The organism is Burkholderia sp. E168m22, assembly GCF_001319805.1.
In the GTDB taxonomy this organism is placed as follows: Bacteria; Pseudomonadota; Gammaproteobacteria; order Burkholderiales; family Burkholderiaceae; genus Burkholderia; species Burkholderia orbicola.
On sequence record NZ_BBSK01000139.1, the window covers coordinates 93,575 to 116,373 of the forward strand.

The following is a 22,799-nucleotide window of genomic DNA, read 5'->3' on the forward strand; positions in this document are numbered from 1 at the left end:
CAACGGCGCCGCGCGTTTTCACGGGCCTACTTGCCGACTGCCGCGACGAGCTCCTCGCCGGTCAGGATCTCGCGGAAGATGCCGACCAGCGGCCGCAGGTTGACCTTGTGCCATGCGGCCCACAGCGGCGTGCGGTAGCTGAACCACGGCAGCTCGCGCAGCACGACGCCTTCCGGCACCTGGTGACGCAGGCTTTGCTGGATCATCGTCACGCCGAGCCCCGCGGCGACGAGCCCGAGCGCCGCGAGCGGCTCGGTCGCCTCCACCGAAATGTCCGGCGAAAAACCGGCCTTCGCACAGGCCGCGACGAACGCGCCGTGACGCGGCGCGCTTTCCTGCTGCGTGACGCCGATCCACGCCTGTGCGGCGAGATCGTCGGCGACGAGCGTCTTCTTTTTCGCGAGCGGGTGTCCGTCGGGCATCGCGAGCAGCATCGGATCGTTCAGCACCATCGTCGAATCGAGTTCGGGATCGTCCGGCGCGGGCGGCTCGGTCACGAGCGCGATGTCGAGGCTGCGTTCGCGCAGGCCTTCGAGCTGCGCGGCGGATTGATAGTTGTACAGCGCGATATGCACCGACGGGCGCTCGGCGCGCAGCGTTTTCAGCGCGCGCGGCAGCACGCCCGAGTGGGTGGCCGTTTCCAGGTAGCCGATGCACAGGCCGCCTTCGTCGCCGCGGCCGAGCCGGCGCGCGAGCGATTCGAGCCGGTTCGCATGGCGCAGGAACGCATGCGCTTCGCTGAGGAACGTGCGTCCGTCACGCGTCAGACGAATGCGCTGCTGGCTGCGTTCGAACAGCGTCAGACCGAGTTTTTCCTCGAGCTGCGCGATCTGGCGGCTGAGCGGCGACTGCGAAATGTGTAGGCGTTCGGCCGCACGACCGACGTGTTCCTCTTCCGCGACCGCGATGAAATATTGAAGCTGGCGGATGTCGAGCATGTAAGACCTTATGAGACTCAAGTATGCTGAATTATGTCTTGGACAGACTCATCCGTGCAACCTAGACTGGGCTCACTTTCCTGTCCCACCCGGAGAAAAGCATGGGTCTCAAAGACACGCTGCCCGCCGACAACCGGCTCGGTTTCGGCGCGGCGCCGCTCGGCAACATGTTCCGCGACATTCCCGACGCGGAAGCGATCGCCACCGTCGAAGCCGCGTGGGCGCGCGGCATCCGTTACTTCGACACCGCGCCGTCATACGGCGCGGGTCTGGCCGAAGCGCGCCTCGGCGACGCGCTGGCCGGCCAGCGTCGCGACGATTACTTCATCAGCACGAAGGTGGGCCGCATCGTGCTCGACGACATGGAGGATGCGACGACGCGCGACTACGGCGAGAAGAGCGGGATCTTCGCGCACGGCCGTGCGAACCGGCTGGTGAGCGACTACTCGGCCGACGCGACGCTGCGCTCGATCGAGGACAGCCTGAAGCGGCTGCGCACGGATCGTCTCGACATCGTGTGGGTGCACGACGTCGCACAGGACATTTACGGTGACGAGTGGCTCGCGCAGTTCGAGGCGGCGCGCAAGGGCGCATTCCGCGTGCTGGGCAAGCTGCGCGAGGAAGGCGTGATCGGTGCGTGGGGTCTCGGCGTGAACCGTGTCGAGCCGATCGAGCTGGTGCTCGACCTCACCGAACCTCAGCCGGACGGCATGCTGCTGGCCGGCCGCTACACGCTGCTCGATCACGAACGCGCGCTGCAGCGCGTGATGCCGGCGGCGGCCGCGCAGAACGTCGGGATCGTCGTCGGCGGCCCGTACAGCTCGGGCGTGCTCGTCGGCGGCGCGCACTTCGAATACCGGAAGGCTTCGCCGGAAATCCTCGCGAAGGTCGGTCGGATCAACGCGGTGGCCGCGCGCCACGGCGTGCCGGTCAAGGCTGCCGCGCTGCAGTTCGTGCTCGCGCATCCGGCGGCCGCCGCGGTGATTCCGGGCGCGAGCCGTCCGGAGCGGATCGCGGAAGATGCCGCGGCGCTGGCGTTCGATATTCCCGCCGATTTCTGGCGGGAGATGCGCGAGCAGCGGCTCGTCGCGGCCGATGCGCCGTTGCCGATCGATCGCCTGACGGCGGAAAGCCGCTGACGACGTGACGAGGCCCGCTTGCACGGGCCTCGTCGTTTCGAGAAGGGGAAGGTCAGTCGCTCGAGCGTCAGCCGTGCGCGCGTGGCCGATAGTCGATCAGGCTGGAGAACACCGCGATCAGCACGGCCATCGCGACGAAGAACAGCAGCGCGAGGAAGTACGAGCCCGACCACTGGACGATCACGCCGATCAGGATCGGCACCACGACGCCGACCATGCTGCCGCAAAAATTCATCGTGCCGCCGAGTACGCCGGCGCGCGCCGGACCGCCGACGATCGCCGGCAGGCTCCAGTACATCCCGCAGAAGCGGATGAAGAACATCGCGATGCTCAGCAGCAGCACGACCGCGTTTGCGTTCGCGATATAGGCCGCCGCGAGAATGCACGCAGCCGCGATCAGCGACGAGCCGCTGAACATCGTGCGCATCACCAGGTTCGGCGAGGCGCCCGACGCCTTCCAGCGATCGCCGATGGTGCCGCCGATCAGTTCGCCGACGAAGCCCGACATGAAGATGATGAAGGTCGCGCCGCCCGTCGTCGCGATGTTGAAGCCGTAGGTCTTGTGCAGGTAGCTCGGCATCCACGTCAGCAGCCCGTAGAACACTGCGAGGATGCAGCTGTAGCCGGCGAACATCGCGAGCACCGAGCGGTCCTTCACCAGCTCGCGCAGCGGCACGCGTTCGCCGGTGGCTTGCGTCGGCGCATTCGCGCGCGTGATGTGTTCGAGCTCGGCCGCATTCACGCCCGGATGCTCGGACGGATGGTTGCGGATGTAGCGCCACACGAGCACGCCCACCAGCATCGTGCCGATGCCCGCGATCACGAACGCGATGCGCCACGACCCGAACCAGGCGATCAGCCCGGAAATCAGGATCGCGCCGAGCGCGCTGCCGAGCGGCGCGCCGCCGTCGACGAGCACTGCGCCGCGGCCGCGTTCGTGCGGCGTGAGCCACGTGCCGATCAGCTTCGCGCCGGCGGGGAACACCGGTGATTCGGAGAAGCCGAGGCCCATGCGCGTGAGCATCAGCAGGATCCAGTTGTGCGACGCCGCGCCGAGCGCCTGGAACGCGCCCCACGCGAGCGTCGCGGTCGCGATGATGCCGCGCGTGTGATAGCGGTCGAGCATCACGCCGACCGGAATCTGCATCAGCGCGTACGACCAGAAGAACGCGCTCAGCATCAGGCCTTCGAGTGCCGGCGACAGGTTGAATTCCGGCGCGATCAGCGGCATCGCGACCGACAGCGACGCGCGGTCGATGTAGTTGATCGCGACCAGCAGCAGCATGAGCAGGAAGATGCGCCAGCGGACGTTGGTCGGCCGTGCCGACGCGTCGAGCGACGCGGGCGCCGCGGCCGGGACGGCGGGGGAATTCGAGGGGGGCATGCGTGTCTCCGTCGTTATGGTTGCAGGGGCGATGACATCGTCCCGTGCAGCGACTGTAGGGGCACGGCCGCGTCTTGCCTAATGACGCTTCGTGATCGCGTGATAACCAAACGGCGCGGCGCGCGCGGGGAATAAGCGGGCGTTATCGGGCGATCCGGTTTTTTCATTACCGGCGGCAATCGGCCGCTTGTAGTGTTCGGTGCGGAGACTTCACACGGAGAAAGCACCATGAACCCATTCCAATATTTCTTTCCCACCACGCTGAAATTCGGTAACGGCCTCGCCCGGCAGGCCGGCGACCTGCTGAAGCCGCTGTTCAGCGGCAAGCTGCTGGTCGTGACCGACGAAGGCCTGATCAAGAGCGGCGTGCTCGAAGGGTTCTTCGCGTCGCTGCGCGACGCGGACGTCGCCTACGAAATCTTCTCGGGCGTCGAGGCGAACCCGAGCACGGCCGTGCTCGACAACGCGCTGACGTTCCTGAAGGAACATCGCTGCACGGCCGTGATCGGCGTGGGCGGCGGCAGCAGCATCGACACCGCGAAGGGCGTGGCCGCGATGGCCACCAACGGCGGCACGATTCTCGACTACGAGGGCTACAACAAGATTCCGGACGAACCGCTGCCGATCTTCGCGATCCCGACCACGTCGGGCACCGGTAGCGAATGCACGGCGTCGACGGTGTTCACGAACCAGAAAACGCTGTTCAAGACCGTGATCGTCAGCCACAAGCTGTTCCCGAAGCTCGCGATCCTCGATGCGGAACTCACGCTGAAGCTGCCGGCCGCGATCACCGCGGCTACCGGCATGGATGCGCTCACGCATGCGATCGAGTCGTACGTCTCGAAGCAGGCGAACCCGGTGAGCCAGTCGCTCGCGCTGGGTGCGATCCGCCTGATCGGGCGCAGCCTGCGCAGCGCGTACTACGTCGGCTCCGATCTCGCGGCGCGCGAGGACATGCTGCTCGGCTCGTTCCTGGCCGGCGTCGCGTTTTCACAATCGAAGCTCGGCAACGTGCACGCGATCTCGCACACGATGGGCGGCGTGTTCAACATCGCGCACGGCATCGCGAACGCGGCGCTGCTGCCGTACGTGATCGACTTCAACCGGCCGGCCTGCCCGGCGCTGTACCGCGACATCGCGGAAGCGCTCGGCGGCGACGTGACCGGCGTCGATGCGGAAACGGCCGCGCGCGCACTGGTGGAGCAGATCGTCGAGCTCAATCGCGCGCTCGCGATTCCGTCGAACATCCGCGAGCTCGGCGTCGATCTCGCGCACCTGCCGCAGATGGTGGCCGACTCGATGCGCAGCGGCAACGTGCTGGTCAACCCGCGGCTGACGACCGCGCGCGACGTCGAAGACATCATCCGCGCCGCGTACGGCGGCGATCGCTGATCGCGCGCATCCCGCACGGAACCCGCTTACCCGATTCGATTCAACCAGGAGCAGTCATGTATTACGAAATGCGGACCTACACGGTCCAGATCGGCAAGATGAACGAATACCTGCGGCACTTCGAGAAGGAAGGGCTGCCGGTGATCTCCCGCTATGCGACGCTCGTCGGCTGGTGGTACACGGAAATCGGCGAACTGAACCAGGTCGTCCATATCTGGGCATACGAAAGCCTGGACGATCGCATCAAGCGCCGTACCGCGTTGTACGAGGATCCGGACTGGCTCGAGAAGTTCGTGCCGAAGGCGTTCCCGATGCTCGAGAAGATGGAGTCGAAGCTGCTGCGGCCGGCCGCGTTCTCGCCGATCAGGTAAGCAGGGGACTCTGCAGCGTTTCGACGAGCAGCCGCGCGCCGGGCGACAGGTGCGCGAAGGTACGGGCGACGACGCCGTACGGCTCGTCGAGCGCCGCAATCGCGACGGGCAGGCACGCAACCAGGCCGAAGCGCTCGCCGAACTCGGCGACCTCGCGCGGGATCACGGCCACCAGCTCGGGGTTCTCCTGCAGCAGCGTGAGCGTCGCGAACGTCGACGCGGTTTCGATCGGATAGCGCGGCACCTCGATGCCCGCATCTGCCAGTGCGCGTTCGAGCGCGAGCCGCATCGGCGTGTTGACCGGATACGCGACCCATTCCGCATCGGTGAGATCGCGCAGCGTCAGCGCGTCGCGCCCGGCCAGCGCATGCGTGCGCGCGGTCACGACCGCGAGCGGTTCGGATTTCAGCGGCACGTAGTCGTACGCTTCCGGGCGGCGGCTGTTGCCGTTGCGGCAGATCGCGAGGTCGATGCGGCCGTCGTCGATCAGCGCGAGCAGGCTCGCGCTGGTGCCTTCGACGATTTCGACCGACAGGTTCGGCTGACGCCGGCGCAGGTCGGTCAGTGCGCGCGTGAGCAGCGGCACCGCGCCCATGATCACGCCGACCGCGAGATGGCCGCCATGCCCCTGCGTGAGCGCGAGCACTTCGGTATGCAGGTGTTCGAGATCGCTGTAGATGAGGCGCGCGTAGCGCGTGACGCAGCGGCCGAGATCGTTCGCGACGAGGCCTTTCGGCTGCCGCTCGAACAGCGGCATGCCGAGGATGTCCTCGATCTCGCGCAGCACCTTGGTGGCGCCGGGCTGCGAGATCGCGATCTCTTCGGCGGCCTTGTGCAGCGAGCCGTGGTTTTCGAGCGCGATCAGCAGTTTGAGCTGCTTGAGGCGAAGGCGCGAGGCGATATTGGCGAGGGAGGGAACGGCCAGCGGCTTCATGGCAACGACCAAACCGAAAGCGCGCATTATAGCCCGTCCGGCGCGTAAACGATCGTGAGGATCACCAAGAAACAGTGGGTTTTCCGGCCATCGGAACACCCGCGCTGCCGTCAGTTCCCGTACATGTCGAAGTCGAAATATTTCGCCTGGATCGTGTTGTAGGTGCCGTCGCCGCGAATCTGCGCGATGGCGCGATTCAGCGCATCGCGCAGGTCGGTGTCGGCCTTGCGCACGCCGGCCGCATCGCCGTTGCCCATGATCTTCGCGTCGTACACCACGCCGCCCGCGAACGAGAAGCCCTTGCCGCGCGGCGTCGCGAGGAACCCCAGCTGGCCTTGCACGGCGTCCATCAGCACGCCGTCGACGCGCCCCGTGACGAGGTCCGCATACGCCTGGTCGTAGCTCGGATACGGCACGACCTCGACCTTCGCGGGCGCCCACTTCTCACGCGCATAGGTTTCCTGGACCGTGCCCTGTTCGACCGCGACGCGCTTGCCGGCGAGCTTCGCCGCGTCCGGCAGCAGCCCCGACCCGGTGCGCGCGATCAGCCGCGTCTGGTTGCGGTACAGGCGATCGGTGAAGTCGATCTGCTGGCGCCGCTGTTCGGTCGCGGCCATCGACGACAGGATCACGTCGAACTTGCGCGCCTGCAGCCCCGGAATCAGCCCGTCGAAACTGCTCGACACCCACACGCATTTCGCCTTCAGCTTCGCGCACAGCGCGTTGCCGAGATCGATGTCGAAGCCTTTCACGCTGCCGTCGGTCGCGGTCGATTCGAACGGCGGATAGGTGGGGTCGACGCCGATGCGGATGGTCGTCCATTCCTTCGCCGACGCCAGCGACGCGAAGGCCATCGCGGCGGCGGACAGGAGAATCGTGAGGCGCGTCTTCATGGTCAGGCTCCGTTCGTGTGGGGAAGAGTGGGCGTGCACGTCAGCTCGGGAATTCGCCGCGCTGAAAATCGTTCGACAGTTCGAGCGCGTCGGCCATCTCGCCGACGGTGACCGGCTTGATCGGCGCGCGAATCCGGTAGTGACCGACGTCGCCGACGCCGCGCTGCTGCACGTCGGCGATCAGCTCGCCGACCGTCGTGCCGCACCAGCGTCCCTGGCACGGACCCATGCCGCAGCGCGTAAACGCCTTCATCTGGTTCGGCCCCTGACAGCCGAGCGCCGCGAGCTGGCGGATCTCGCCGGCCGTGACTTCCTCGCAGCGGCACACGATCGTGTCGTCGTCGGGGCGGCGCAGCGCGGCGGGCGGCGTGTACAGCGCGTCGAGCAGCGGGCGCACCGCGAGGTGGCGGTGCAACGCGCGCAGCACCGGGCGTTCGCGTGCGGCCTGCCGTTGCGTGTCGAGCGCGCCGAGTTGCGCGGCGATGTCGAGCGCCGACACTTCGCCGGCGAGTGCCGCCGCCCGCGCGCCGCCGATGCCCGCGCCGTCGCCTGCGATCCACACGTGCGGCACGCTGCTGCGGCCGCGCGCGTCGCACTGAGGCCGCCAGCATGCCGACGATTCGTCCCATTCGTGTGCGCAGCCGAGCGAGCGGGCAAGCTGCGTCGACGGAATGACGCCCTGATGCAGCAGCACGAGCGACGTGTCGAGCGTTTGCACGATGCCGTCTTCGTCGCGAAAGCGGATGCGTTCGGCGCGGCTTTCGCCGTCGATGCGGACGTCGGTCGCGCCGCGATACACCGGAATCCCGGCGCGGCGCACCGCGCGCAGCATGCGCCAGCCCTTGAGCAGATAGTCGGCGCCGCGCAGCGCCGGCAGCGCATGCGGGAGCGCGCGGCGCCACGCATCGCGCGGTGTCGTGTCGACCAGCGCGCGCACGCGCCGGCCGGCATTCAGCAATTGCGCGGCGAACAGCCACAGCAGCGGGCCGCTGCCCGCGAGCACGGCGTCGGCGGACGGCGCGAGGCCGGACGCCTTCAACAGCGTCTGCGCGGCGCCGACGCCCATCACGCCGGGCAACGTCCAGCCGGGTACCGGCCACGGCCGCTCCTGCGTGCCGGTCGCGATCAGCACCGCGCGCGCGCCGATTTCGAGCGTGCCGCGCGCCGGGCCGCCTTGCGTGAGCATCGCGACGGGCGCCGGTTCGAACGCGATTTGCCACACGACGCTGCGCGGCACGTAATGCGCGCCGCTGGCGAGCAGGCCGTCGACGAGCGGGCGGCCCGCCGTGTAGTCGGCGCCAAGCCATTGCGCGAGCGGCGCCGGCGCATCGGCCACGTTGCGGTAGATCTGGCCGCCGGGCGCGCGTCCTTCATCCGCGACGACGACCGACAAGCCGGCCGCACGCGCGGCAGTCGCCGCCGCCATGCCGGCCGGCCCGGCGCCGACGATCAGCAGGTCGCACTGGCGGCGCGTCATGCGAGCCTCGCCTTGCCGTGCATCGCGCGCACCTGCATGCCGACGGCAACGGGCGTCATGCAGCCTTGCACGTTCGGTACGCCGTCGATTTCGACGAGGCAGTCGAAGCACACGCCCATCATGCAGAACGGGCCGCGCGGCGCGCCGCTCACGGCGCTCGTGCGGCACGCGGCCGAGCCGGCGGCGAGCATCGCGGCCGCGACGCTGTAATGCGCGGGTACGTCGTGCGGCGTGCCGTCGATATGGATGCGCACGCGCTCGAGCAGCGCGGCGGCGGGAATGAGCGGTTCAAACATGCCGGGCTTCCGTGGGCGCGGCGAAGCGCGCGGTGGTAAAGGCGGACAGGTCGGCCGGCGCGGCGCCGCCTGCGATCCACGGCGCGACGAGATCGGCGTGAGTCGCCGCGAGCGTCACGCCGCTGTGGCAGATCGCGATGAACGCGCCGGGGTACGTGGCCGACGCCTCGTAGACGGGCAGGCCGTCGGGCGTCATGATGCGCAGCGCACCCCACGCGCGCACGATGCGCGCATGGGCCAGCGCCGGGAACGCGGTGCGGGCGCGGCGTGCGATGTCGACCATCGCGGGGCGTGTCTGGCCGTCGTCGAAGCCGACGTCTTCGGCCGAATCGCCGAGGAGCACCGAGCCTTCCGGCGTTTGCCGGACGACGAGTGTCGGATAGTCGAGAAACGGCGCGAGGCGTTCGGTGACCATGATCTGGCCGCGCAGCGGCGAGATCGGTGCGCGCAGGTCGACCATCGGCGCGAGCCGCGCGTTGTCGAGGCCGGCCGCGAGCACCACGCGCCCGGCTTCGAGCTGCGCGTGGTGCGTGTCGATCTCGAAGCGCCCGGCGCGCGGCCGGATCTCGGTGACTTCGCTGCGCGGCAGATAGACGCCGCCGCACTGCTGAAACGCCTGCAGCATCGCGCGCAGCGTGGTGAGCGGATTCGCGTGACCGTCGTTCGGCGACCACAGCGCGCCGGCCAGCGACGGCGACGCCGCGGGAACGCGCCGGCGCAGCGCCGCCGGATCGAGCACCTCGTACGACAGCGCGGCTTCCTGCCGGCGCAGCGATTCGAGCAGGTCGGTCGCGCTGTCGAGTTCCGCGCGCTGCTCGAACAGCTCGATGCCGCCCGGGCGCTCGAACGCGCAGTCCACGCCCGTTTCGCGCTGCAACTGCGCGGCGAAAGCGTGCCAGCGCTCGGACGATTCGCGCGACCAGCGCGCATACGGCAGGCAGCGGCCGCCCTTGCCCTGCACCCACACGAGCCCGAAATTGCCGCGCGCCGCGCGAAACGCGATGTCGTCGCCGTCGCACACCGCGACGCGCTGGCCGAGACGCGCGATGCCCCACGCGATGGCCATGCCGACGAGACCGCCGCCGGCCACGACGACGTCGAAGCGGCGCACGGTCATGCGCGGCTCCGGTATCGCGGGTGAGGCGGTTGCGTGTTATATCCCATGGTGGCGCGGCTCCTTGCTTTCAATACGTTGCGGAACCGATTTTCGGGCAGGCAAAATGGGCTGTCCAATACAGCTTGATCAACGACCCATAATCCAGTGTTATGACCACGCCCTCGCTCAGGATTCGCCAGATCGAAGCGTTTCGCGCAGTGATGCAGCGCCATACCGTCACGCGTGCGGCACGCGATCTCCATATCTCGCAGCCGGCCGTGAGCCGGCTGATCGCCGATCTCGAGGACCGGGTCGGCTTCGTGCTGTTCGAGCGGCAGCAGGGGCGCTTCACGCCGACCGCGCAGGCGCGTGTGCTGTACGAGGAGGTCGAACGCGCGTTCGTCGGCCTCGACCGCGTCGCGCAGGCCGCCGAGCAGATCCGCGCGATGCGGCGCGGCACGCTGCGCGTGGCCGGCTCGCCGGCCGTCGCGCTCGACCTGCTGCCGCAGCTCGTCACGCATTTCTCGCACGCGCATCCGGGGGTCGACATCACGTTGCTCGCGCACAGTGCGTCCACCGTCGTCGACAAGGTCGCGTCGGGGCAATGCGATGTCGGGCTGATCGCTGAACCCGTCCCGCATCCGGCCGTGCGCGGCGAGCGGCTCGCGGAAAGCGCGATGCGCTGCATCGTGCCGCGTGGGCATCGGCTCGCGCGCAAACGCGTGGTGCGGCCGGCCGACCTGCGCGACGAAGCGTTCATCTCGTTTCCGCCGAGTTTCGAGGCGCGCAGCGCGATCGATCGCGTATTCGTCGAAGCCGGCGTGTCGCGCGTGCTGTCGATCGAGGCGCAACTGTCGCAGACGATCGTCGCGTTCGTCGCGAACGGTGCCGGCGTCGCGCTGATCGATCCGGTGACGGCCGCGTATGCGGGGCAGCGCGTGGCCGTCAAGCCGTTCGAGCCGGCCGTGCCCGATCACTTCTATCTGGTGACGTCCGCGTCGCAGCCGCTGTCGATGCTCGGCGATGCGTTCTGCGCGGATTTGCGCGACGCGTTCGCGCGGATGCGGGCGCTGCGCGACGCGTAAGCAGGAGGGGGGGGAAATCGTCTCGAGCGCGCCGGACGCCGTCGGGCGTGCCGGCGCGTTGCCGTTTCGGCCGGGATTCCGGCTCAGGCGAGCGCGTTGTCCGTTACCGGTGTGGCGGATGCAGGCGACTTGGTTGCGTCCGCATCCTTCGCCCCCGCCAGCCGTCGATAACGCGCGAGCGCCCACAGCGGGAAGTAAGCGGTATAGCCGTGATACTTCAGGTAGAAGATGCGCGGAAAGCCCGGCGCATTGTGCGAGCGGTGCCACCAGAAGCCGTCTTCCTGCTGCACCGACTGCAGATACGCGATGCCGTGCTTCACCGAATCGGATTCGCAGTCGCCGAACGCCATCTGCGCGAGCAGCGCCCACGCGGTGCAGTTCGACGTGCTCTCGCCGCCGTTCGTGCCGGCCAGCTTCGGATCGATGTAGCTGTCGTTGGTCTCGCCCCAGCCGCCGTCCGTATGCTGCCGCGCGCGCAGCCAGTCGAGCGCGCGGGTGATGTAGGGCTGCGACTTGTCCTCGCCGGCGAGCGCGAGGCCGGCCAGCACACTCCACGTGCCGTAGAGGTAGTTCGTGCCCCAGCGGCCCCACCAGCTGCCGTCGGGCTGCTGCGTGCGCTTCACGTAGTCGATCGCGCGGGCGAGCGACGCGCGGTCTGCGGCGCGCTTCGTCACGCCGAAGCACAGCAGCACGCGGCCCGATACGTCCTCGGTCGGCGGGTCGAGCAGCGCGCCGTGATCGGCGAACGGAATCGCGTTCAGATACATGCGGTCGCAGTCCGCGTCGAACGCGGCGAAGCCGCCGTTGCGCGATTGCAGCCCGCGCATCCAGTCGAGCGCGCGTGCGACGCGCGACGCATACGGGTTCGTGCCGTCCGCATGGCGATGCGTGCGGCCGCGGCGATCGAGCATCGCGGTGACGAGCGCCGTGTCGTCGATGTCCGGGTAGTACGGGTTCGCGTACTGGAATGCCCACCCCCCCGGTTCGACGTCGGCCGGGGCGTTCTCGATCCAGTCGCCGCGCAGGTCGTTCACCTGGCGCGTGGCCAGCCAGTCGTACGCGCGGGCGATGCGCTCGTCGAGTTCGCGCAGTGCGCCGGAAGCCGTGTCGCCGGTTTCCGGCGCCGCGACGCCGCGCGCCTGCTCGAGCGCCATCGTGCTCCACGCGGTGTCCCACACCGGCGACAGGCACGGCTGGCAATACATGCTGCCGTCCGGCCGCGTGACCAGCAGCTTCTCCAGCGCGTCCTCGCAATCGCGCCGCAGCGGATGGTCGTCCGGGTAGCCGAGCACCTGCATCATCTGGTAGCTGTACACGATCGGCGGGAAGATGCCGCCGAGCCCGTCTTCGCCGTTCATCCGTTCCGCGCACCACGCTTCCGCATGCCGGATCGCGCGCTGGCGCAAACGCTTCGGCAGCAGCGGCTCGATAGGGCGGACCGTGCGGTCGAGCGCGAGGAACAGCCGGCGCATGCCGCGCGCGGGCGGGAAGTAGTGGCGCTCCTGTTCGGGCGGCGTGACGAACAGCTCGCGGATCGACACGTTGCGCGGATTGCGCGCACGCGCCTTCAGCGAGCACAGCACCAGCAGCGGCACCATCGTCGTGCGCGCCCAGTACGCGACCTTGTACATCGAGATCGGCACCCACTTCGGGAACAGCACGAATTCGATCGGCATGAACGGCGCCGCGCGCCACGGCACCTGGCCGAACGTCGCGAGCAGGATGCGCGTGAACACGTTCGAACGGGCCGCGCCGCCGAGCTTCAGGATCGCGTCGCGCGCGCGGATCATGTGCGGCGCGTGTTCGCTGTCGCCGGCCGCCTTCAGCGCGAAGTACGCCTTCACGCTGCACGACACGTCCGGCGCGCCGTCGACGTACAGATCCCAGGCGCCGTGCGTGTCGAGCCGCTGGTTCGCGCGCAGGTAGTGCGCCATCTTCTGCTGGCGCACGTCGTCGATCCGGTCCATGAAATGCATCATCAGGATGTATTCCGCGGTGATCGTCGCGTCGGATTCGAGTTCGAAACACCAGCTGCCGTCGGGCTGCTGAAGGCGCACGAGTGCGTCGCGTCCACGGGCGATGGCAGCGTCGAGCGCGGACCAGGAAGAGGGGGCCGATTTGTTCATGCGGCGGATCATACCATCCAGACGGAATGTTTATCTCGAGACGCGCGGTGCTACCATCCGCACCATGAAAAAACGCCTCGAACCCGCGGCGCGCGACGTGTCCGCGCCTGTCGAACCGGCTGGAACGCCCGATACACGGGCCTCCGAAGGATCATCGGCGCCGGCCGCGCCCGTGGCCGGCGTGCGGCGAAAAAAAGCGCCGGACCAGGTGCGCGCGCAATTGCTGGCGGCCGCGTCGGAGATCGCGACGCATCACGGCGTGGCCGCGTTGACGCTCGATGCGGTGGCCGAACGGGCCGGCGTGACGAAAGGCGCGCTGCAATATCACTTCGCGAACAAGCAGGGGCTGCTGGATGCGCTGTTCGGGCAGGCGACCGACCGGTTCGGCGCGCAGCTGGCCGCGCGGTTGGCGGCCGATTCCAGCGGCGACGGCGCGGCGGCGCGCGCGTATCTGCATGCGGTGCTCGACGCGGCCAATCCGGCCGCGAGTATCGAGGTGCTGCGCGTGCTGGTCGCGTCGATGATCACCGAGCAGGACACGCGTGCGCGCTGGTCGGTGCCGATGCGCGAATGGACACGGCCCGACCCGGTGCCGCTCCAGCAGGCCGCGACGCTGATGATCTGCCGGCTCGCGGCCGACGGGTTGTGGATTTCGGAACTGCTCGACAGCGTCGAGGTATCGACCGAATTGCGCGCGGAGATCGTTCGGCAGCTCGATGCGATGAGCAGGGGCGTGTTTCCGAAGTGATGCGCGACGCAGGATCGAGGTCGTCAGGCGAGTCACGTCGCTCGACGGTGCTGTTCGACGTACCGCGCGTATCGAAGCCGTGATTGCCGATCACGTCTGCCCGTTACTCGACGCGGTGGTGCCGGCGGTGCTCGATTTCCGTTCAATACCGCGGTGGCGCATCCATGCGGGCATCGCATTTCCAACGCTGCCGGGCTGTCGACACGCCGGCGTGACGGCTCAAGCTTGCCGCGCATTGCGTTGATACCCGCTCCTGAGCGCATCGACCACGAGCTCGACGGCCCGCGACGATTTGCGCCGGCTCGGGTAATAGACGTGGTGCCCGACGAACGTCGGAAACCAGTCCTCCAGCACCCAGCCGAGCCGGCCGGCGTCAACGTGATGCGCGACCAGATCCTTCGGCACATAGGCGAGCCCGAAGCCCGCAAGCGCCGCGTCGACCATCTGATAGACGTTGTTGAACGTCAGTTGGCCTTCGACGCGAACCTGCAATTCGCGGCGCCCCTTGCTCAACTCCCACGATAGCAGCGCGTTTCTGGTCGGCAGCCGAAGGTTGATGCAGTTGTGTTGCGTCAGGTCCTGAGGCGTTTTCGTCACGGGTCGGGACGCCAGGTAATCGGGAGAACCGATGATCGACATCGTCATGTCCGGCGCGATACGCTGCGCGACCATGTCCCTGGCGACCTGGTCGCCGAGCCGTATGCCGATGTCGTAGCGGCCGGCGACGAGATCGGTCAGGCCATAGTCGTTCACCAGTTCGACCTTGAGCGCGGGATAGCGACGCAGCAGCGGTTGCAGCCGCGGCCACACGTATTCGTTCGCCGCATAGTCGGTCGCGGTGATCCGGACGTTGCCGGCCGGCTGATCCGTCATCGCGCGCAGCGACTCCAGCTCCGCCTCGATTTCCTGAAAGCGCGGGGCGATCGATTCCAGCAACCGCTCGCCGGCCTCGGTCGGCGATACGCTGCGCGTCGTGCGCGTCAGCAACGGAATGCCCATGCGTGCTTCCAGCGCCCGCACCGTTCGGCTCAACGCCGATTGAGACACGCCGAGTTGCGCGGCCGCCCGCGTGAAATTGCGTTCGCGCGCGACCGCCATGAACGCCACCAGATCGTTGAAGTCTTCCATTGATTCATGCACCACAGCATAGGCCTATGCCGATTTTGCCATCTAGTCGCATGAATCGCGAATCATTAAAGTGGGATGGCTGGCCGCTGGAGCGATCCATGCGGCACCCTTTTCGGTAGAGGACGACATCATGGAACTGAAGCGCGCGGGCTCGCAGCCCTCGATCAAGGGCCCCGACGAATGGTTCACCGGCACGGTCCGGATCGATCCGCTGAACGCACCGCCGCCGCCGGCGCGCGTATCGTGCGCCAGCGTGACGTTCGAGCCGGGCGCCCGCACCGCGTGGCATACGCATCCGCTCGGCCAGACGCTGCTCGTGACCGCCGGCTGCGGCTGGACGCAATGCGACGGCGAACCGCGCGTCGAGATCCGCGCGGGCGACGTGATCTGGTGCCCGCCGGGCCACAAGCACTGGCACGGTGCGACGTTGACCACCGCGATGACTCACGTCGCGATTCAGGAAGCGCTCGACGGCAAGAACGTCCACTGGCTGGAGAAGGTTACGGACGAGCAATACCTCGGCAGCGGCGAACCGCGATGAATACGCCAGCAGCCTTGAATTCGATGCCGGCCCGCGCGTCGTTCGCCGCAGCGGCACGCAGGTCGCGCTTCGGGAGGCACTCGATGGGCGCGACGTCAACCGGGCCGAACACGTCACCGATGCGCAGCTCGGCGCGCGTTGACGATCGCACGCGGCGCCTGTCGCGATTCGTCGCCGCGACGGGCCTGGCATTGCTCGCCGCCGCGTGCACCACCATGCAAAGGACCGACACCATGCAGGAACCCTTGTCTGTTGACGCCTTGAAGGCGGTTGCCCCGGCCTTCGAGCGATACACGAGCCATACCGTATTCGACGGCCTGTGGAAGCGGCCGCACCTGTCGCCGCGCGATCGCAGCATCGTGACGCTGTCGGTGCTGATCGCCCGCAGCCAGACCGTCGAGATGCCGCTGCATGCGCGCCTCGCGCTGGATCACGGCGTGAAGCCTGCGGAAATATCGGAAATGATCGCGCATCTGGCTTTTTACGCGGGATGGGCCAACGCGAGCGCCGCATCGATCATCGTCAAGCACGTCTATGACGAACGCGGCATCGGGCCCGATCAGCTCGCGCCGGCGGACGTCACGCCGCTGCCGCTGAACGAGGCGGCCGAGGCGCAGCGTGCGCGGACGGTCTCGGAAAACTTCGGCGCGGTCGCGCCCGGCGTGGTCGAGTACACGACCGATGCGCTGTTTCGCGACTTGTGGCTGCGCCCCGGGCTCGCGCCGCGCGACCGCAGCCTGGTGACGGTGAGCGCGCTCGTCGCCAACGGCCAGGTCGCGCAGATCCCGTATCACCTGAATCGTGCGATGGACAACGGGCTCACGCAGGCCGAAGCGTCCGAGACGTTGACGCAACTGGCTTTCTACGCGGGATGGCCGAACGTCTTTTCGGCGATGCCGGTATTCAAGGACGTATTTTCACGGCGCGCGGCGTGATGCGCGTGCACGCGGTCGTTTCGAATTTCGGAGAAGGATGTCATGCCCCACGTCATCGTCAAAGCCTGGCCCGGGAAGACCGAGGAACAGAAGCAACGTCTCGCGGACGCCATCACGCGCGACGTGATGGACATACTCGGTTATGGTGAGGAATCCGTTTCAGTTGGTTTCGAGGAGATTCCGTCGGACAGGTGGAAGGAAGAGGTCTATCGTCCGGATATCGATGCGCGTTCCGGAACGTTGTACAAGAAACCGGGCTATCGGATGTAAGCACACGTCGCACGCCCACCCGGTTCGACACGAGCAGCTTTGCCACCGCCCGCATCGAACCGCCGGTGAGATGAAGTGCCGCCGCTCCTATTTCGACGCGGTGCGCGTAAACGGCCCGGGAATCCTGCCCGCTTCCTGACGCGCGATCATCCAGCCGGGATAGCAGGGCGGCAACGCGCTCACGGCATCGAGACGCGCCAGCTCATCGTCGGTCAGGACGACATCGACCGCGCCGAGATTGTCGTCGAGCTGGTCGATCCGCTTGGCGCCGATGATGACGCTCGTGACTGCCGGCCTGGCGAGCAACCACGCGAGCGCGATCCGCGCGACCGACACGCGATGCGCGCCGGCAATCGCGCGCATTTCCGCGACGCACGGCCAGGCCCGATCCAGATCGACCGGCGGAAAATCGAAATGGCCGCGCCGCGAACCTGCTTCGGTCGCCGCACCGGGGCCGAACTTGCCCGACAGCAATCCGCCGGCGAGCGGCGACCAGACGAGCAGCCCCATCTGCTCGTCGACGGCGAGCGGAACGAGTTCGCGCTCCACGTCGCGCCCGGCGATCGAGTAGTAGGCCTGCAGCGTCTCGAAGCGCGTGGCGTGCAGCGCGGCACTCAGGCCGAGCGCTTTACCGATCTTGCCCGCGCGCCAGTTCGACACGCCGACGTAACGGATCAGCCCCTGTCGCGTAAGATCGTCGAGCGCGCGCAGCGTCTCCTCGATCGGCGTGACGGGGTCGCTCGCGTGAATCTGGTACAGGTCGATATGGTCGACCTGCAGCCGCTCGAGGCTGCGCCGCACCGAATCCATGATGTGACCGCGCGACGCGCCCTGGTCGTTCGGGCCCGCGCCCATCACGCCGGCCGTCTTCGTCGCCAGCACGATCTCGTGGCGCGGGACGCCGAGATCGCGCAGCGCTTGCCCGACCACGCGTTCGGCCTGGCCGAACGAGTAAATATCGGCGGTGTCGATGAAGTTGATGCCTGCGTCGAGCGCGCGGGCAATCAAGCGGTTCGTGTCGTCCTGGCCGACCGCGCCGATCGCCGCCCACATGCCGGCATCCGCGTTGCCGCCCATCGTCATCGTGCCGAGACACAGCTCGGACACGTACAGGCCGGTGCGGCCCAATTGCTTGTATTTCATTGCAGCGCCCTTCAGAATCGGCCGGACACAATGCGAGGCGTCGGCCGGTGGCGCCCCGCATGAACGGCGGAATGTTAGTTGGAGCGTGATTGGCCGGCCCGCAACTGCCCGGCAATCGCCGCGACGCGTGCGCCATAGCGGCGGGCCGTTTCGAGATCGCCCGGCGACATCTCTTCGGGCGACGCATCGGCCGGCGTCTGCGCCATCGGCGCGATGTAGGCGCCCATGCGGTTCAGGTCGTCGCGCGTCGACGCTTTCAGATTCGCCGGCTTGATGTCCATGCTGACCCAGATGCCGCCGTGCTGGCCGGCCAGCAGGAAGAAGTATTCGAGCGTATTGAGCTTGTCGCCGTTGATGCTGGCGCTATTGGTGAAGCCGCCGAAGATCTTGTTTTGCCATCCGCTTTCGAACCAGACCTTCGACGACGCGTCCGCGAACTTCTTGAACTGCCAGCTCGGGCCGCCCATGTAGGTCGGCGAGCCGAACAGGATTGCATCGGCGTCGGCCAATGTGTTCCACGCGTCGTCGGCAAGGTTGCCGTCGGCATCGATCGCGACGAGTGCGGCGCCGGCGCCGTCCGCGACGGCGGCGGCCATGCGTTGCGTATGGCCGTAGCCGGAGTGGTAGACGACGGCCGTTTTCACCGGCGGGTTGAGTTGATCCATGAGGGTTTCCTTTCGTTTGGAGCGTCGTTCGGACGACGTGGGAAACCACTCTAGCGAGCCGCGATCGGGTGATAAACGACGACAGATTGAACGTTCTGTTACTTTCCGGATGAACAATGCAGAACCTTGATGCACTTTTGATTTTTGCCCGTGTCGCCGAAATGGCGAGCTTCACGCGTGCGGCTGAAAGCCTCGGAATTCAGAAAGGACGGGTATCGACGGTCGTCCGCACGCTCGAACGGGACATGGGCGTCGCACTGCTGCATCGGACCACGCGGCGCGTGCAGCTCACCGAAGACGGACGCGCGTTCTATGCGCGCGCAACCGACCTGCTCGCCGAAGTACAGGAATTGCAGTCGATGTTCTCGGGGCGCGGTACATCGCTGCGCGGCAGGTTGCGCGTGGACATGCCGACGGAACTGGCTCGCAGCGTCGTGGTGCCGGCGCTGCCGCAACTGATGGCCGCGCATCCGGATCTGGAGTTGGAGCTTTCCAGCACCGACCGGCGTGTCGATCTCGTTCGGGAAGGGTTCGACTGCGTGATCCGGCTGGGCCCGATCGCCGACGAGACGCTGATTGCCCGGCCGCTTGGCAAGCTGCGCATGACGAATGCGGCGAGCCCCGACTATCTGGCGCGGCATGGTGTGCCGCATACGCTCGCCGATCTGCACAGCCAAGGGCACAGGATGATCCACTACACGCTGACGCTCGGCGCGCGGCATCCCGGCTGGGAATACCCGGACGGCGACGGCTATGCGTGGTTGCCGTTGCCCAGCGCGATGCAGGTCAACAGTGTGCAGACTTATCATGCGGCCGGGCTGGCGGGCATCGGACTGATCCAGGCCGGCTATTCGGCGCTCGCGCATCACATCGAAAGCGGCGCGCTCGTGGAGGTGTTGCCCGACTTGCGGCCCGAGCCGCTTGCCGCGTCGCTCGTCGTCGCGCATCGGCGCAATCTTTCGCCGCGCGTGCGGGCTTTCATGGACTGGATCGGGGGCGTGTTGGAGCCGTATCTGGATTAGCGGGGCGGCGGAGCAGGCCCTTACGAATCCGTGTCGCGATGAACAGCGGGCGCGGCATCAACGCGCCAAACCTCGCGCCTCGCCCAGCACCCATTCCGCAAACGCCCGCACCGGCGCCGCGCTCAATTCGATCGGCTCCGGCAGCACGAGGCAGAAGTTTTTCGTCACCGCCGTGCCGTCGGGCCAGGGCGCGACCAGACGCCCCTGTTCGAGCTCGGCCCCGATGTAAAGGCGCGGCACCAGCGCGACGCCCAGGCCGGCCAGCGCGGCCTCGATCAGCATCGAATGGAGATCGTATCGCGGGCCGACCGCCGAATTGGTCAGCACGATGCCGGTCTCGTCGGCATAGCGCTGCCACGCGTCCGGATTCTGCCGCCGGTGAAGGCGCGGCAGCGCGTCCAGCGACGGGTTCGCGCCAACGCGTTCGAGAAGCGCCGGACTGCAGACGGGTACCAGCACCTCCTCCAGCAGCGGATGCAGATGCATGCCGGCCCAGGCCGGATGCTCGAAGTGAATGGCCGCGTCGAATCCGCTGCCGGCCAGCAGGAAGGGTTCCATCCGTTCGGCGATATGCACGGTGACGTTCAGATGGCGATCCTGAAAGCGCTTCAGCCGCGGGATCAGCCAGCGGGTCGCGAAGGTCGGGATCGCGGCGATGTCGATGCTCGCGCCTTCCACGGGCTGCCCCATCAGATACAGGCTGTCCCGTTCCAGCCGATCCAGAATCTCGCGCACCTGCACTGCGTATCGCGTGCCGTTGGGGGCAAGCCGCACCCGGTTGCCGACGCGCTCGAACAGCGTCACGCCGAGGAACGCCTCCAGCCGGCCGATCTGGCGACTGACGGCGCCCTCGGTGCGCGCCAGCTCATCGGCGGCGCGGGCGAAGCTGCCATGTCGGGCTGCCGCCTCGAAGGCCAGGAGCGCGGAATTGCTCGGGATCTTGCGTCGCATCGGGGTCTCGTGGGTCGTACCGCGTTCGGCCGTCAGCTTGAACAAATATCACTGAAGGCTGACTTTAAGTCGATATCTACGCGGAAACCAGCAGATTAGCATTACGTCACTGCACTGAATATCCTGCATTCGACGTGCGGGATGTGCATCCGTAACGAAGGAAAATCCGATGATCTACACCGTGGAATGCAGCTTCGCCGACCCTGCCAGCGAAGCCGAATGGAACGACTTCTACAGCCTCGACAAGCTGCCGGCCCTCATCTCGGTGGCTGGTTTTCACACGTCGCAGCGTTTCAAGGCGATCAGCGACGGCTGCCCCGTTTATCTGGCCGTTCACACGATCGACGGCCTCGACGTGCTGACCGGCGATGAATATCGGCAAAAAGGCGGCGGCAATTTCGCGCGATGGCAGCAGCACATCACCGACTGGCACCGCAATCTCTACAGCGACATCGGTCGTGCGCCGGCGGTCAATGCCGACGAGCTGCTCGTGCTGAGCGCCGGCGGGCCCGACTTGCTGATCGAACTGGGCCTGAAGCCGCTGGCCATGCAGGCCGTCGCACTGGAACAGTTTCCGGCGCGCCGCTGGCTCGCGGTCCTGCCGCGGCGCGCCGCTCCGCTTGGCGACAACGTGCCGGCCGGCCTTTACCTTTACACGCCGATGACCGAACAACTGACGAAGGCGGCCCGCGATGCCTAACGTGACTTTCCATATCGATGCGGAACGCATGCCGCCGGACGCGCGCCTCGCCGAGCTGTCCGACGACTGCATCGACCTTTGTACGCGGGTCCTTCAGGCAGAAATCACGAACGTCCACGTCATTTACGTCGCGGTTCGGCATGGCTGCGGGCATCCCGTTTTCGCGGAAATCCAGTATCGCGACGCGCCGTCTCGCCCGCCCGCGGTCATGAACGCATTCATGGAAACGCTGGATCACGCCATCGTCCGGCGCACCGGGTTGACCGCACGCATCCGTTGCTTCGGTCATGCCGCATCGAACCTTCACGCCCGAAACTAGCCGCTACGGAGAAGCACGATGTCCAACGTTACGTTTCCCGGCCAGCGTGTCGGGGATTTCACGATCACCGCGATCAGCGACGGCTACCTCACGGCCAGCCTCGATTTCCTGTCGAATATCGACGCGACCGACGCCGCCGGGATGCAGCGTGCGGCCGGGCAGCAGGTGCTGTCCGCCGTGCACATCAACTGCTACGTGGTGCGCGGCGCGGGCCGCACGGTGCTCATCGACGCCGGGGCCGGCGGCATCAAGCAATGGGGCGGCCGCCTGATGGACAATTTGCGGCTCGTCGGCATCGAGCCTGCCGCGATCGACACCGTCCTGCTCACCCACGCCCATCCCGACCATGTCGGCGGGCTGGTGCATGCCGATGGACACGTCGCGTTTCCGAATGCGGAGCTGGTCGCGCATCGACGCGAGGTTGCATTCTGGCGGGACGACGGCAACCTGAGCCGCGCCAGCGAGCGTGCCCGCGGCAATTTCCGGATCGCGCGTCAGGTATTCGACGCTTACAGCGACGCGCTCCGGACCTTCGAGGAAGGCGAGGTGCTTCCCGGAATCGCCGCCATTCCGCTACCGGGGCATACCGACGGGCATACCGGATACCTGCTCGCATCCGGCGATCAAGGCCTGCTCGTGTGGGGCGACATCGTGCATTTTCCGCACATCCAGATCAAGCGGCCGGACGTGTCGATTGCGTTCGACCAGGATGCGTCGCAGGCAGCGACGACGCGTTCGCGGCTGCTGGACCGGGTCAGCTCGGAAGGGCTGCTGATCGCCGGCATGCATCTGGGCGAACCCGGGTTCGCGCGAATCAGGCGAACGAACGGCGAATACGGCCTGTTTTACGAGACCGATGCCTGACGCGATACAGGCGTTTCCGTACGTGTATGTCGACGACTCCGATTCGATCTGTCGACGGACGCTCGCATTGCAGGCGATTCCGCTGGAAGCGCCCGCCGACACGCCGTCCGGCGACCGGCGGCTGATGGTGAAGGACGCGCGCGGAAACGTTTGGCCGATCGCCACGCACCAGCGCGGCGCACCGGCCGACGAAATTCGTTCGAGGCTCGCCGACTGCCGGTAGTCGCGCTGCGCCTTCCCTCTCTGTCGCAATCGTCAAGATTCGTGTCGCGTGCGGATAAAAGCCGCCCGTTCCCCGCGCCGTTAACTCGTTCGCAACCCCGCGCCGCGTAGTGCGTCATGGCGCGCGCCGTTCGTGTTCCGGAATTCACCTCCGCCGCTG

At 67.4% G+C, this 22,799-nt stretch carries 26 protein-coding genes; 13 read left to right on the forward strand and 13 right to left on the reverse strand.

The annotated features are described in order from the left end of the window. Positions 1-26 precede the first annotated feature (26 nt). Positions 27-938 carry a LysR family transcriptional regulator gene (locus AP428_RS30995; RefSeq protein WP_054928558.1) on the reverse strand — a complete coding sequence of 304 codons (912 nt, stop codon included), beginning with the start codon at positions 936-938 and terminating at the stop codon, positions 27-29. A gap of 101 nt (positions 939-1,039) precedes the next feature. Here AP428_RS30995 and AP428_RS31000 point away from each other — a divergent pair, with 101 nt between their 5' ends. Continuing rightward, positions 1,040-2,077, forward strand: a complete 1,038-nt coding sequence (locus tag AP428_RS31000; protein WP_054928559.1) for an aldo/keto reductase — start codon at positions 1,040-1,042, stop codon at positions 2,075-2,077. A 67-nt stretch (positions 2,078-2,144) separates the two neighbouring features. Here the strand turns inward: AP428_RS31000 and AP428_RS31005 are convergent, their stop codons facing one another. Then, positions 2,145-3,461, reverse strand: coding sequence for an MFS transporter (locus AP428_RS31005; RefSeq protein ID WP_054928560.1), 1,317 nt, complete (start codon positions 3,459-3,461; stop codon positions 2,145-2,147). A 228-nt stretch (positions 3,462-3,689) separates the two neighbouring features. Between AP428_RS31005 and AP428_RS31010 the strand changes: the two genes are divergently transcribed. Both AP428_RS31010 and AP428_RS31015 read left to right on the forward strand, forming a co-directional pair. Then, positions 3,690-4,853 carry an iron-containing alcohol dehydrogenase gene (locus AP428_RS31010; RefSeq protein ID WP_054928561.1) on the forward strand — a complete coding sequence of 388 codons (1,164 nt, stop codon included), beginning with the start codon at positions 3,690-3,692 and terminating at the stop codon, positions 4,851-4,853. 56 nt (positions 4,854-4,909) lie between these two features. Further along, a complete protein-coding gene (locus AP428_RS31015) occupies positions 4,910-5,224 on the forward strand; it encodes an NIPSNAP family protein (protein WP_006497967.1) in 315 nt (104 codons plus the stop codon). On the opposite strand, the gene AP428_RS31020 is transcribed toward AP428_RS31015, so the two are convergent. The 5 genes from AP428_RS31020 to AP428_RS31040 form a co-directional block, all read right to left on the reverse strand. After that, complete coding sequence (locus tag AP428_RS31020) at positions 5,217-6,158, reverse strand: LysR family transcriptional regulator (RefSeq protein WP_054928562.1); 942 nt, start codon at positions 6,156-6,158, stop codon at positions 5,217-5,219. The genes AP428_RS31015 and AP428_RS31020 overlap by 8 nt on opposite strands. Before the next feature lie 110 nt (positions 6,159-6,268). Further along, entirely contained in the window at positions 6,269-7,051 is a 783-nt protein-coding gene (locus tag AP428_RS31025; protein WP_054928563.1) for an ABC transporter substrate-binding protein, read from the reverse strand. A 40-nt stretch (positions 7,052-7,091) separates the two neighbouring features. Beyond that, the gene (locus tag AP428_RS31030) at positions 7,092-8,528 is read right to left on the reverse strand and encodes an NAD(P)/FAD-dependent oxidoreductase (protein WP_054928564.1); all 1,437 of its coding nucleotides are present in this window, start codon (positions 8,526-8,528) and stop codon (positions 7,092-7,094) included. Further along, positions 8,525-8,824 carry a (2Fe-2S)-binding protein gene (locus AP428_RS31035; RefSeq protein WP_054928565.1) on the reverse strand — a complete coding sequence of 100 codons (300 nt, stop codon included), beginning with the start codon at positions 8,822-8,824 and terminating at the stop codon, positions 8,525-8,527. The genes AP428_RS31030 and AP428_RS31035 overlap by 4 nt, the downstream gene beginning before the upstream one ends. After that, positions 8,817-9,941, reverse strand: coding sequence for an FAD-binding oxidoreductase (locus tag AP428_RS31040; RefSeq protein ID WP_054928566.1), 1,125 nt, complete (start codon positions 9,939-9,941; stop codon positions 8,817-8,819). Before AP428_RS31040 ends, AP428_RS31035 begins: the two co-directional genes overlap by 8 nt. A 149-nt stretch (positions 9,942-10,090) precedes the next feature. Between AP428_RS31040 and AP428_RS31045 the strand changes: the two genes are divergently transcribed. Further along, positions 10,091-11,005: a LysR substrate-binding domain-containing protein gene (locus tag AP428_RS31045; RefSeq protein WP_054928567.1), complete on the forward strand. Its 915-nt coding sequence runs from the start codon at positions 10,091-10,093 to the stop codon at positions 11,003-11,005. An 83-nt stretch (positions 11,006-11,088) separates the two neighbouring features. Here AP428_RS31045 and shc read toward each other — a convergent pair whose 3' ends face one another. Then, on the reverse strand, positions 11,089-13,143 hold the full coding sequence (gene shc, locus AP428_RS31050; protein ID WP_054928568.1) for a squalene--hopene cyclase: 2,055 nt from the start codon (positions 13,141-13,143) through the stop codon (positions 11,089-11,091). A 52-nt stretch (positions 13,144-13,195) separates the two neighbouring features. Between shc and AP428_RS31055 the strand changes: the two genes are divergently transcribed. After that, complete coding sequence (locus tag AP428_RS31055) at positions 13,196-13,879, forward strand: TetR/AcrR family transcriptional regulator (RefSeq protein WP_054928569.1); 684 nt, start codon at positions 13,196-13,198, stop codon at positions 13,877-13,879. 219 nt (positions 13,880-14,098) lie between these two features. Here AP428_RS31055 and AP428_RS31060 read toward each other — a convergent pair whose 3' ends face one another. Further along, complete coding sequence (locus tag AP428_RS31060; RefSeq protein ID WP_054928570.1) at positions 14,099-15,007, reverse strand: LysR family transcriptional regulator; 909 nt, start codon at positions 15,005-15,007, stop codon at positions 14,099-14,101. Between the two features lie 130 nt (positions 15,008-15,137). Between AP428_RS31060 and AP428_RS31065 the strand changes: the two genes are divergently transcribed. Next, positions 15,138-15,548, forward strand: coding sequence for a cupin domain-containing protein (locus AP428_RS31065; protein WP_054928571.1), 411 nt, complete (start codon positions 15,138-15,140; stop codon positions 15,546-15,548). On the opposite strand, the gene AP428_RS37310 is transcribed toward AP428_RS31065, so the two are convergent. Beyond that, complete coding sequence (locus tag AP428_RS37310) at positions 15,508-15,783, reverse strand: hypothetical protein (RefSeq protein ID WP_197285624.1); 276 nt, start codon at positions 15,781-15,783, stop codon at positions 15,508-15,510. The two genes, AP428_RS31065 and AP428_RS37310, sit on opposite strands and share 41 nt — an antisense overlap. On the opposite strand from AP428_RS37310, the gene AP428_RS31070 reads away from it, so the two are divergent. Together AP428_RS31070 and AP428_RS31075 are read left to right on the forward strand one after the other, a co-directional pair. Next, complete coding sequence (locus tag AP428_RS31070) at positions 15,782-16,483, forward strand: carboxymuconolactone decarboxylase family protein (protein ID WP_347176308.1); 702 nt, start codon at positions 15,782-15,784, stop codon at positions 16,481-16,483. The two genes, AP428_RS37310 and AP428_RS31070, sit on opposite strands and share 2 nt — an antisense overlap. A 42-nt stretch (positions 16,484-16,525) precedes the next feature. Continuing rightward, positions 16,526-16,753: a tautomerase family protein gene (locus tag AP428_RS31075; protein ID WP_054928573.1), complete on the forward strand. Its 228-nt coding sequence runs from the start codon at positions 16,526-16,528 to the stop codon at positions 16,751-16,753. A gap of 87 nt (positions 16,754-16,840) precedes the next feature. Here AP428_RS31075 and AP428_RS31080 read toward each other — a convergent pair whose 3' ends face one another. Together AP428_RS31080 and AP428_RS31085 are read right to left on the reverse strand one after the other, a co-directional pair. Continuing rightward, positions 16,841-17,896, reverse strand: coding sequence for an aldo/keto reductase (locus AP428_RS31080; RefSeq protein ID WP_054928574.1), 1,056 nt, complete (start codon positions 17,894-17,896; stop codon positions 16,841-16,843). Between the two features lie 74 nt (positions 17,897-17,970). Next, on the reverse strand, positions 17,971-18,561 hold the full coding sequence (locus tag AP428_RS31085) for a flavodoxin family protein (RefSeq protein WP_023476726.1): 591 nt from the start codon (positions 18,559-18,561) through the stop codon (positions 17,971-17,973). Positions 18,562-18,677: 116 nt separating this feature from the next. Here AP428_RS31085 and AP428_RS31090 point away from each other — a divergent pair, with 116 nt between their 5' ends. Then, positions 18,678-19,583, forward strand: coding sequence for a LysR family transcriptional regulator (locus AP428_RS31090; RefSeq protein WP_054928575.1), 906 nt, complete (start codon positions 18,678-18,680; stop codon positions 19,581-19,583). A 57-nt stretch (positions 19,584-19,640) separates the two neighbouring features. On the opposite strand, the gene AP428_RS31095 is transcribed toward AP428_RS31090, so the two are convergent. Beyond that, the gene (locus AP428_RS31095; RefSeq protein ID WP_054928597.1) at positions 19,641-20,534 is read right to left on the reverse strand and encodes a LysR substrate-binding domain-containing protein; all 894 of its coding nucleotides are present in this window, start codon (positions 20,532-20,534) and stop codon (positions 19,641-19,643) included. A 169-nt stretch (positions 20,535-20,703) separates the two neighbouring features. Between AP428_RS31095 and AP428_RS31100 the strand changes: the two genes are divergently transcribed. Genes AP428_RS31100 through AP428_RS31115 form a run of 4 tightly spaced genes read left to right on the forward strand, consistent with a single transcriptional unit; the run spans position 20,704 to position 22,640 of the window. Beyond that, positions 20,704-21,234 carry a hypothetical protein gene (locus AP428_RS31100; RefSeq protein ID WP_027812064.1) on the forward strand — a complete coding sequence of 177 codons (531 nt, stop codon included), beginning with the start codon at positions 20,704-20,706 and terminating at the stop codon, positions 21,232-21,234. Continuing rightward, positions 21,227-21,553, forward strand: a complete 327-nt coding sequence (locus AP428_RS31105) for a hypothetical protein (RefSeq protein ID WP_054928576.1) — start codon at positions 21,227-21,229, stop codon at positions 21,551-21,553. The genes AP428_RS31100 and AP428_RS31105 overlap by 8 nt, the downstream gene beginning before the upstream one ends. A gap of 18 nt (positions 21,554-21,571) precedes the next feature. Then, positions 21,572-22,417 (forward strand): MBL fold metallo-hydrolase, encoded by an 846-nt coding sequence (locus tag AP428_RS31110; RefSeq protein ID WP_054928577.1) that lies wholly within the window; start codon positions 21,572-21,574, stop codon positions 22,415-22,417. Beyond that, complete coding sequence (locus tag AP428_RS31115) at positions 22,410-22,640, forward strand: hypothetical protein (protein ID WP_054928578.1); 231 nt, start codon at positions 22,410-22,412, stop codon at positions 22,638-22,640. The genes AP428_RS31110 and AP428_RS31115 overlap by 8 nt, the downstream gene beginning before the upstream one ends. Positions 22,641-22,799 lie beyond the last annotated feature (159 nt).

Coding starts and splice junctions, on each gene's coding strand:
- AP428_RS30995 (WP_054928558.1), bottom strand. CDS start 938: ATGCTCGACATCCGCCAGCTTCAATATTTCATCGCGGTCGCGGAAGAG.
- AP428_RS31000 (WP_054928559.1), top strand. CDS start 1,040: ATGGGTCTCAAAGACACGCTGCCCGCCGACAACCGGCTCGGTTTCGGC.
- AP428_RS31005 (WP_054928560.1), bottom strand. CDS start 3,461: ATGCCCCCCTCGAATTCCCCCGCCGTCCCGGCCGCGGCGCCCGCGTCG.
- AP428_RS31010 (WP_054928561.1), top strand. CDS start 3,690: ATGAACCCATTCCAATATTTCTTTCCCACCACGCTGAAATTCGGTAAC.
- AP428_RS31015 (WP_006497967.1), top strand. CDS start 4,910: ATGTATTACGAAATGCGGACCTACACGGTCCAGATCGGCAAGATGAAC.
- AP428_RS31020 (WP_054928562.1), bottom strand. CDS start 6,158: ATGAAGCCGCTGGCCGTTCCCTCCCTCGCCAATATCGCCTCGCGCCTT.
- AP428_RS31025 (WP_054928563.1), bottom strand. CDS start 7,051: ATGAAGACGCGCCTCACGATTCTCCTGTCCGCCGCCGCGATGGCCTTC.
- AP428_RS31030 (WP_054928564.1), bottom strand. CDS start 8,528: ATGACGCGCCGCCAGTGCGACCTGCTGATCGTCGGCGCCGGGCCGGCC.
- AP428_RS31035 (WP_054928565.1), bottom strand. CDS start 8,824: ATGTTTGAACCGCTCATTCCCGCCGCCGCGCTGCTCGAGCGCGTGCGC.
- AP428_RS31040 (WP_054928566.1), bottom strand. CDS start 9,941: ATGACCGTGCGCCGCTTCGACGTCGTCGTGGCCGGCGGCGGTCTCGTC.
- AP428_RS31045 (WP_054928567.1), top strand. CDS start 10,091: ATGACCACGCCCTCGCTCAGGATTCGCCAGATCGAAGCGTTTCGCGCA.
- shc (WP_054928568.1), bottom strand. CDS start 13,143: ATGATCCGCCGCATGAACAAATCGGCCCCCTCTTCCTGGTCCGCGCTC.
- AP428_RS31055 (WP_054928569.1), top strand. CDS start 13,196: ATGAAAAAACGCCTCGAACCCGCGGCGCGCGACGTGTCCGCGCCTGTC.
- AP428_RS31060 (WP_054928570.1), bottom strand. CDS start 15,007: ATGGAAGACTTCAACGATCTGGTGGCGTTCATGGCGGTCGCGCGCGAA.
- AP428_RS31065 (WP_054928571.1), top strand. CDS start 15,138: ATGGAACTGAAGCGCGCGGGCTCGCAGCCCTCGATCAAGGGCCCCGAC.
- AP428_RS31070 (WP_347176308.1), top strand. CDS start 15,782: ATGCAGGAACCCTTGTCTGTTGACGCCTTGAAGGCGGTTGCCCCGGCC.
- AP428_RS37310 (WP_197285624.1), bottom strand. CDS start 15,783: ATGGTGTCGGTCCTTTGCATGGTGGTGCACGCGGCGGCGAGCAATGCC.
- AP428_RS31075 (WP_054928573.1), top strand. CDS start 16,526: ATGCCCCACGTCATCGTCAAAGCCTGGCCCGGGAAGACCGAGGAACAG.
- AP428_RS31080 (WP_054928574.1), bottom strand. CDS start 17,896: ATGAAATACAAGCAATTGGGCCGCACCGGCCTGTACGTGTCCGAGCTG.
- AP428_RS31085 (WP_023476726.1), bottom strand. CDS start 18,561: ATGGATCAACTCAACCCGCCGGTGAAAACGGCCGTCGTCTACCACTCC.
- AP428_RS31090 (WP_054928575.1), top strand. CDS start 18,678: ATGCAGAACCTTGATGCACTTTTGATTTTTGCCCGTGTCGCCGAAATG.
- AP428_RS31095 (WP_054928597.1), bottom strand. CDS start 20,534: ATGCGACGCAAGATCCCGAGCAATTCCGCGCTCCTGGCCTTCGAGGCG.
- AP428_RS31100 (WP_027812064.1), top strand. CDS start 20,704: ATGATCTACACCGTGGAATGCAGCTTCGCCGACCCTGCCAGCGAAGCC.
- AP428_RS31105 (WP_054928576.1), top strand. CDS start 21,227: ATGCCTAACGTGACTTTCCATATCGATGCGGAACGCATGCCGCCGGAC.
- AP428_RS31110 (WP_054928577.1), top strand. CDS start 21,572: ATGTCCAACGTTACGTTTCCCGGCCAGCGTGTCGGGGATTTCACGATC.
- AP428_RS31115 (WP_054928578.1), top strand. CDS start 22,410: ATGCCTGACGCGATACAGGCGTTTCCGTACGTGTATGTCGACGACTCC.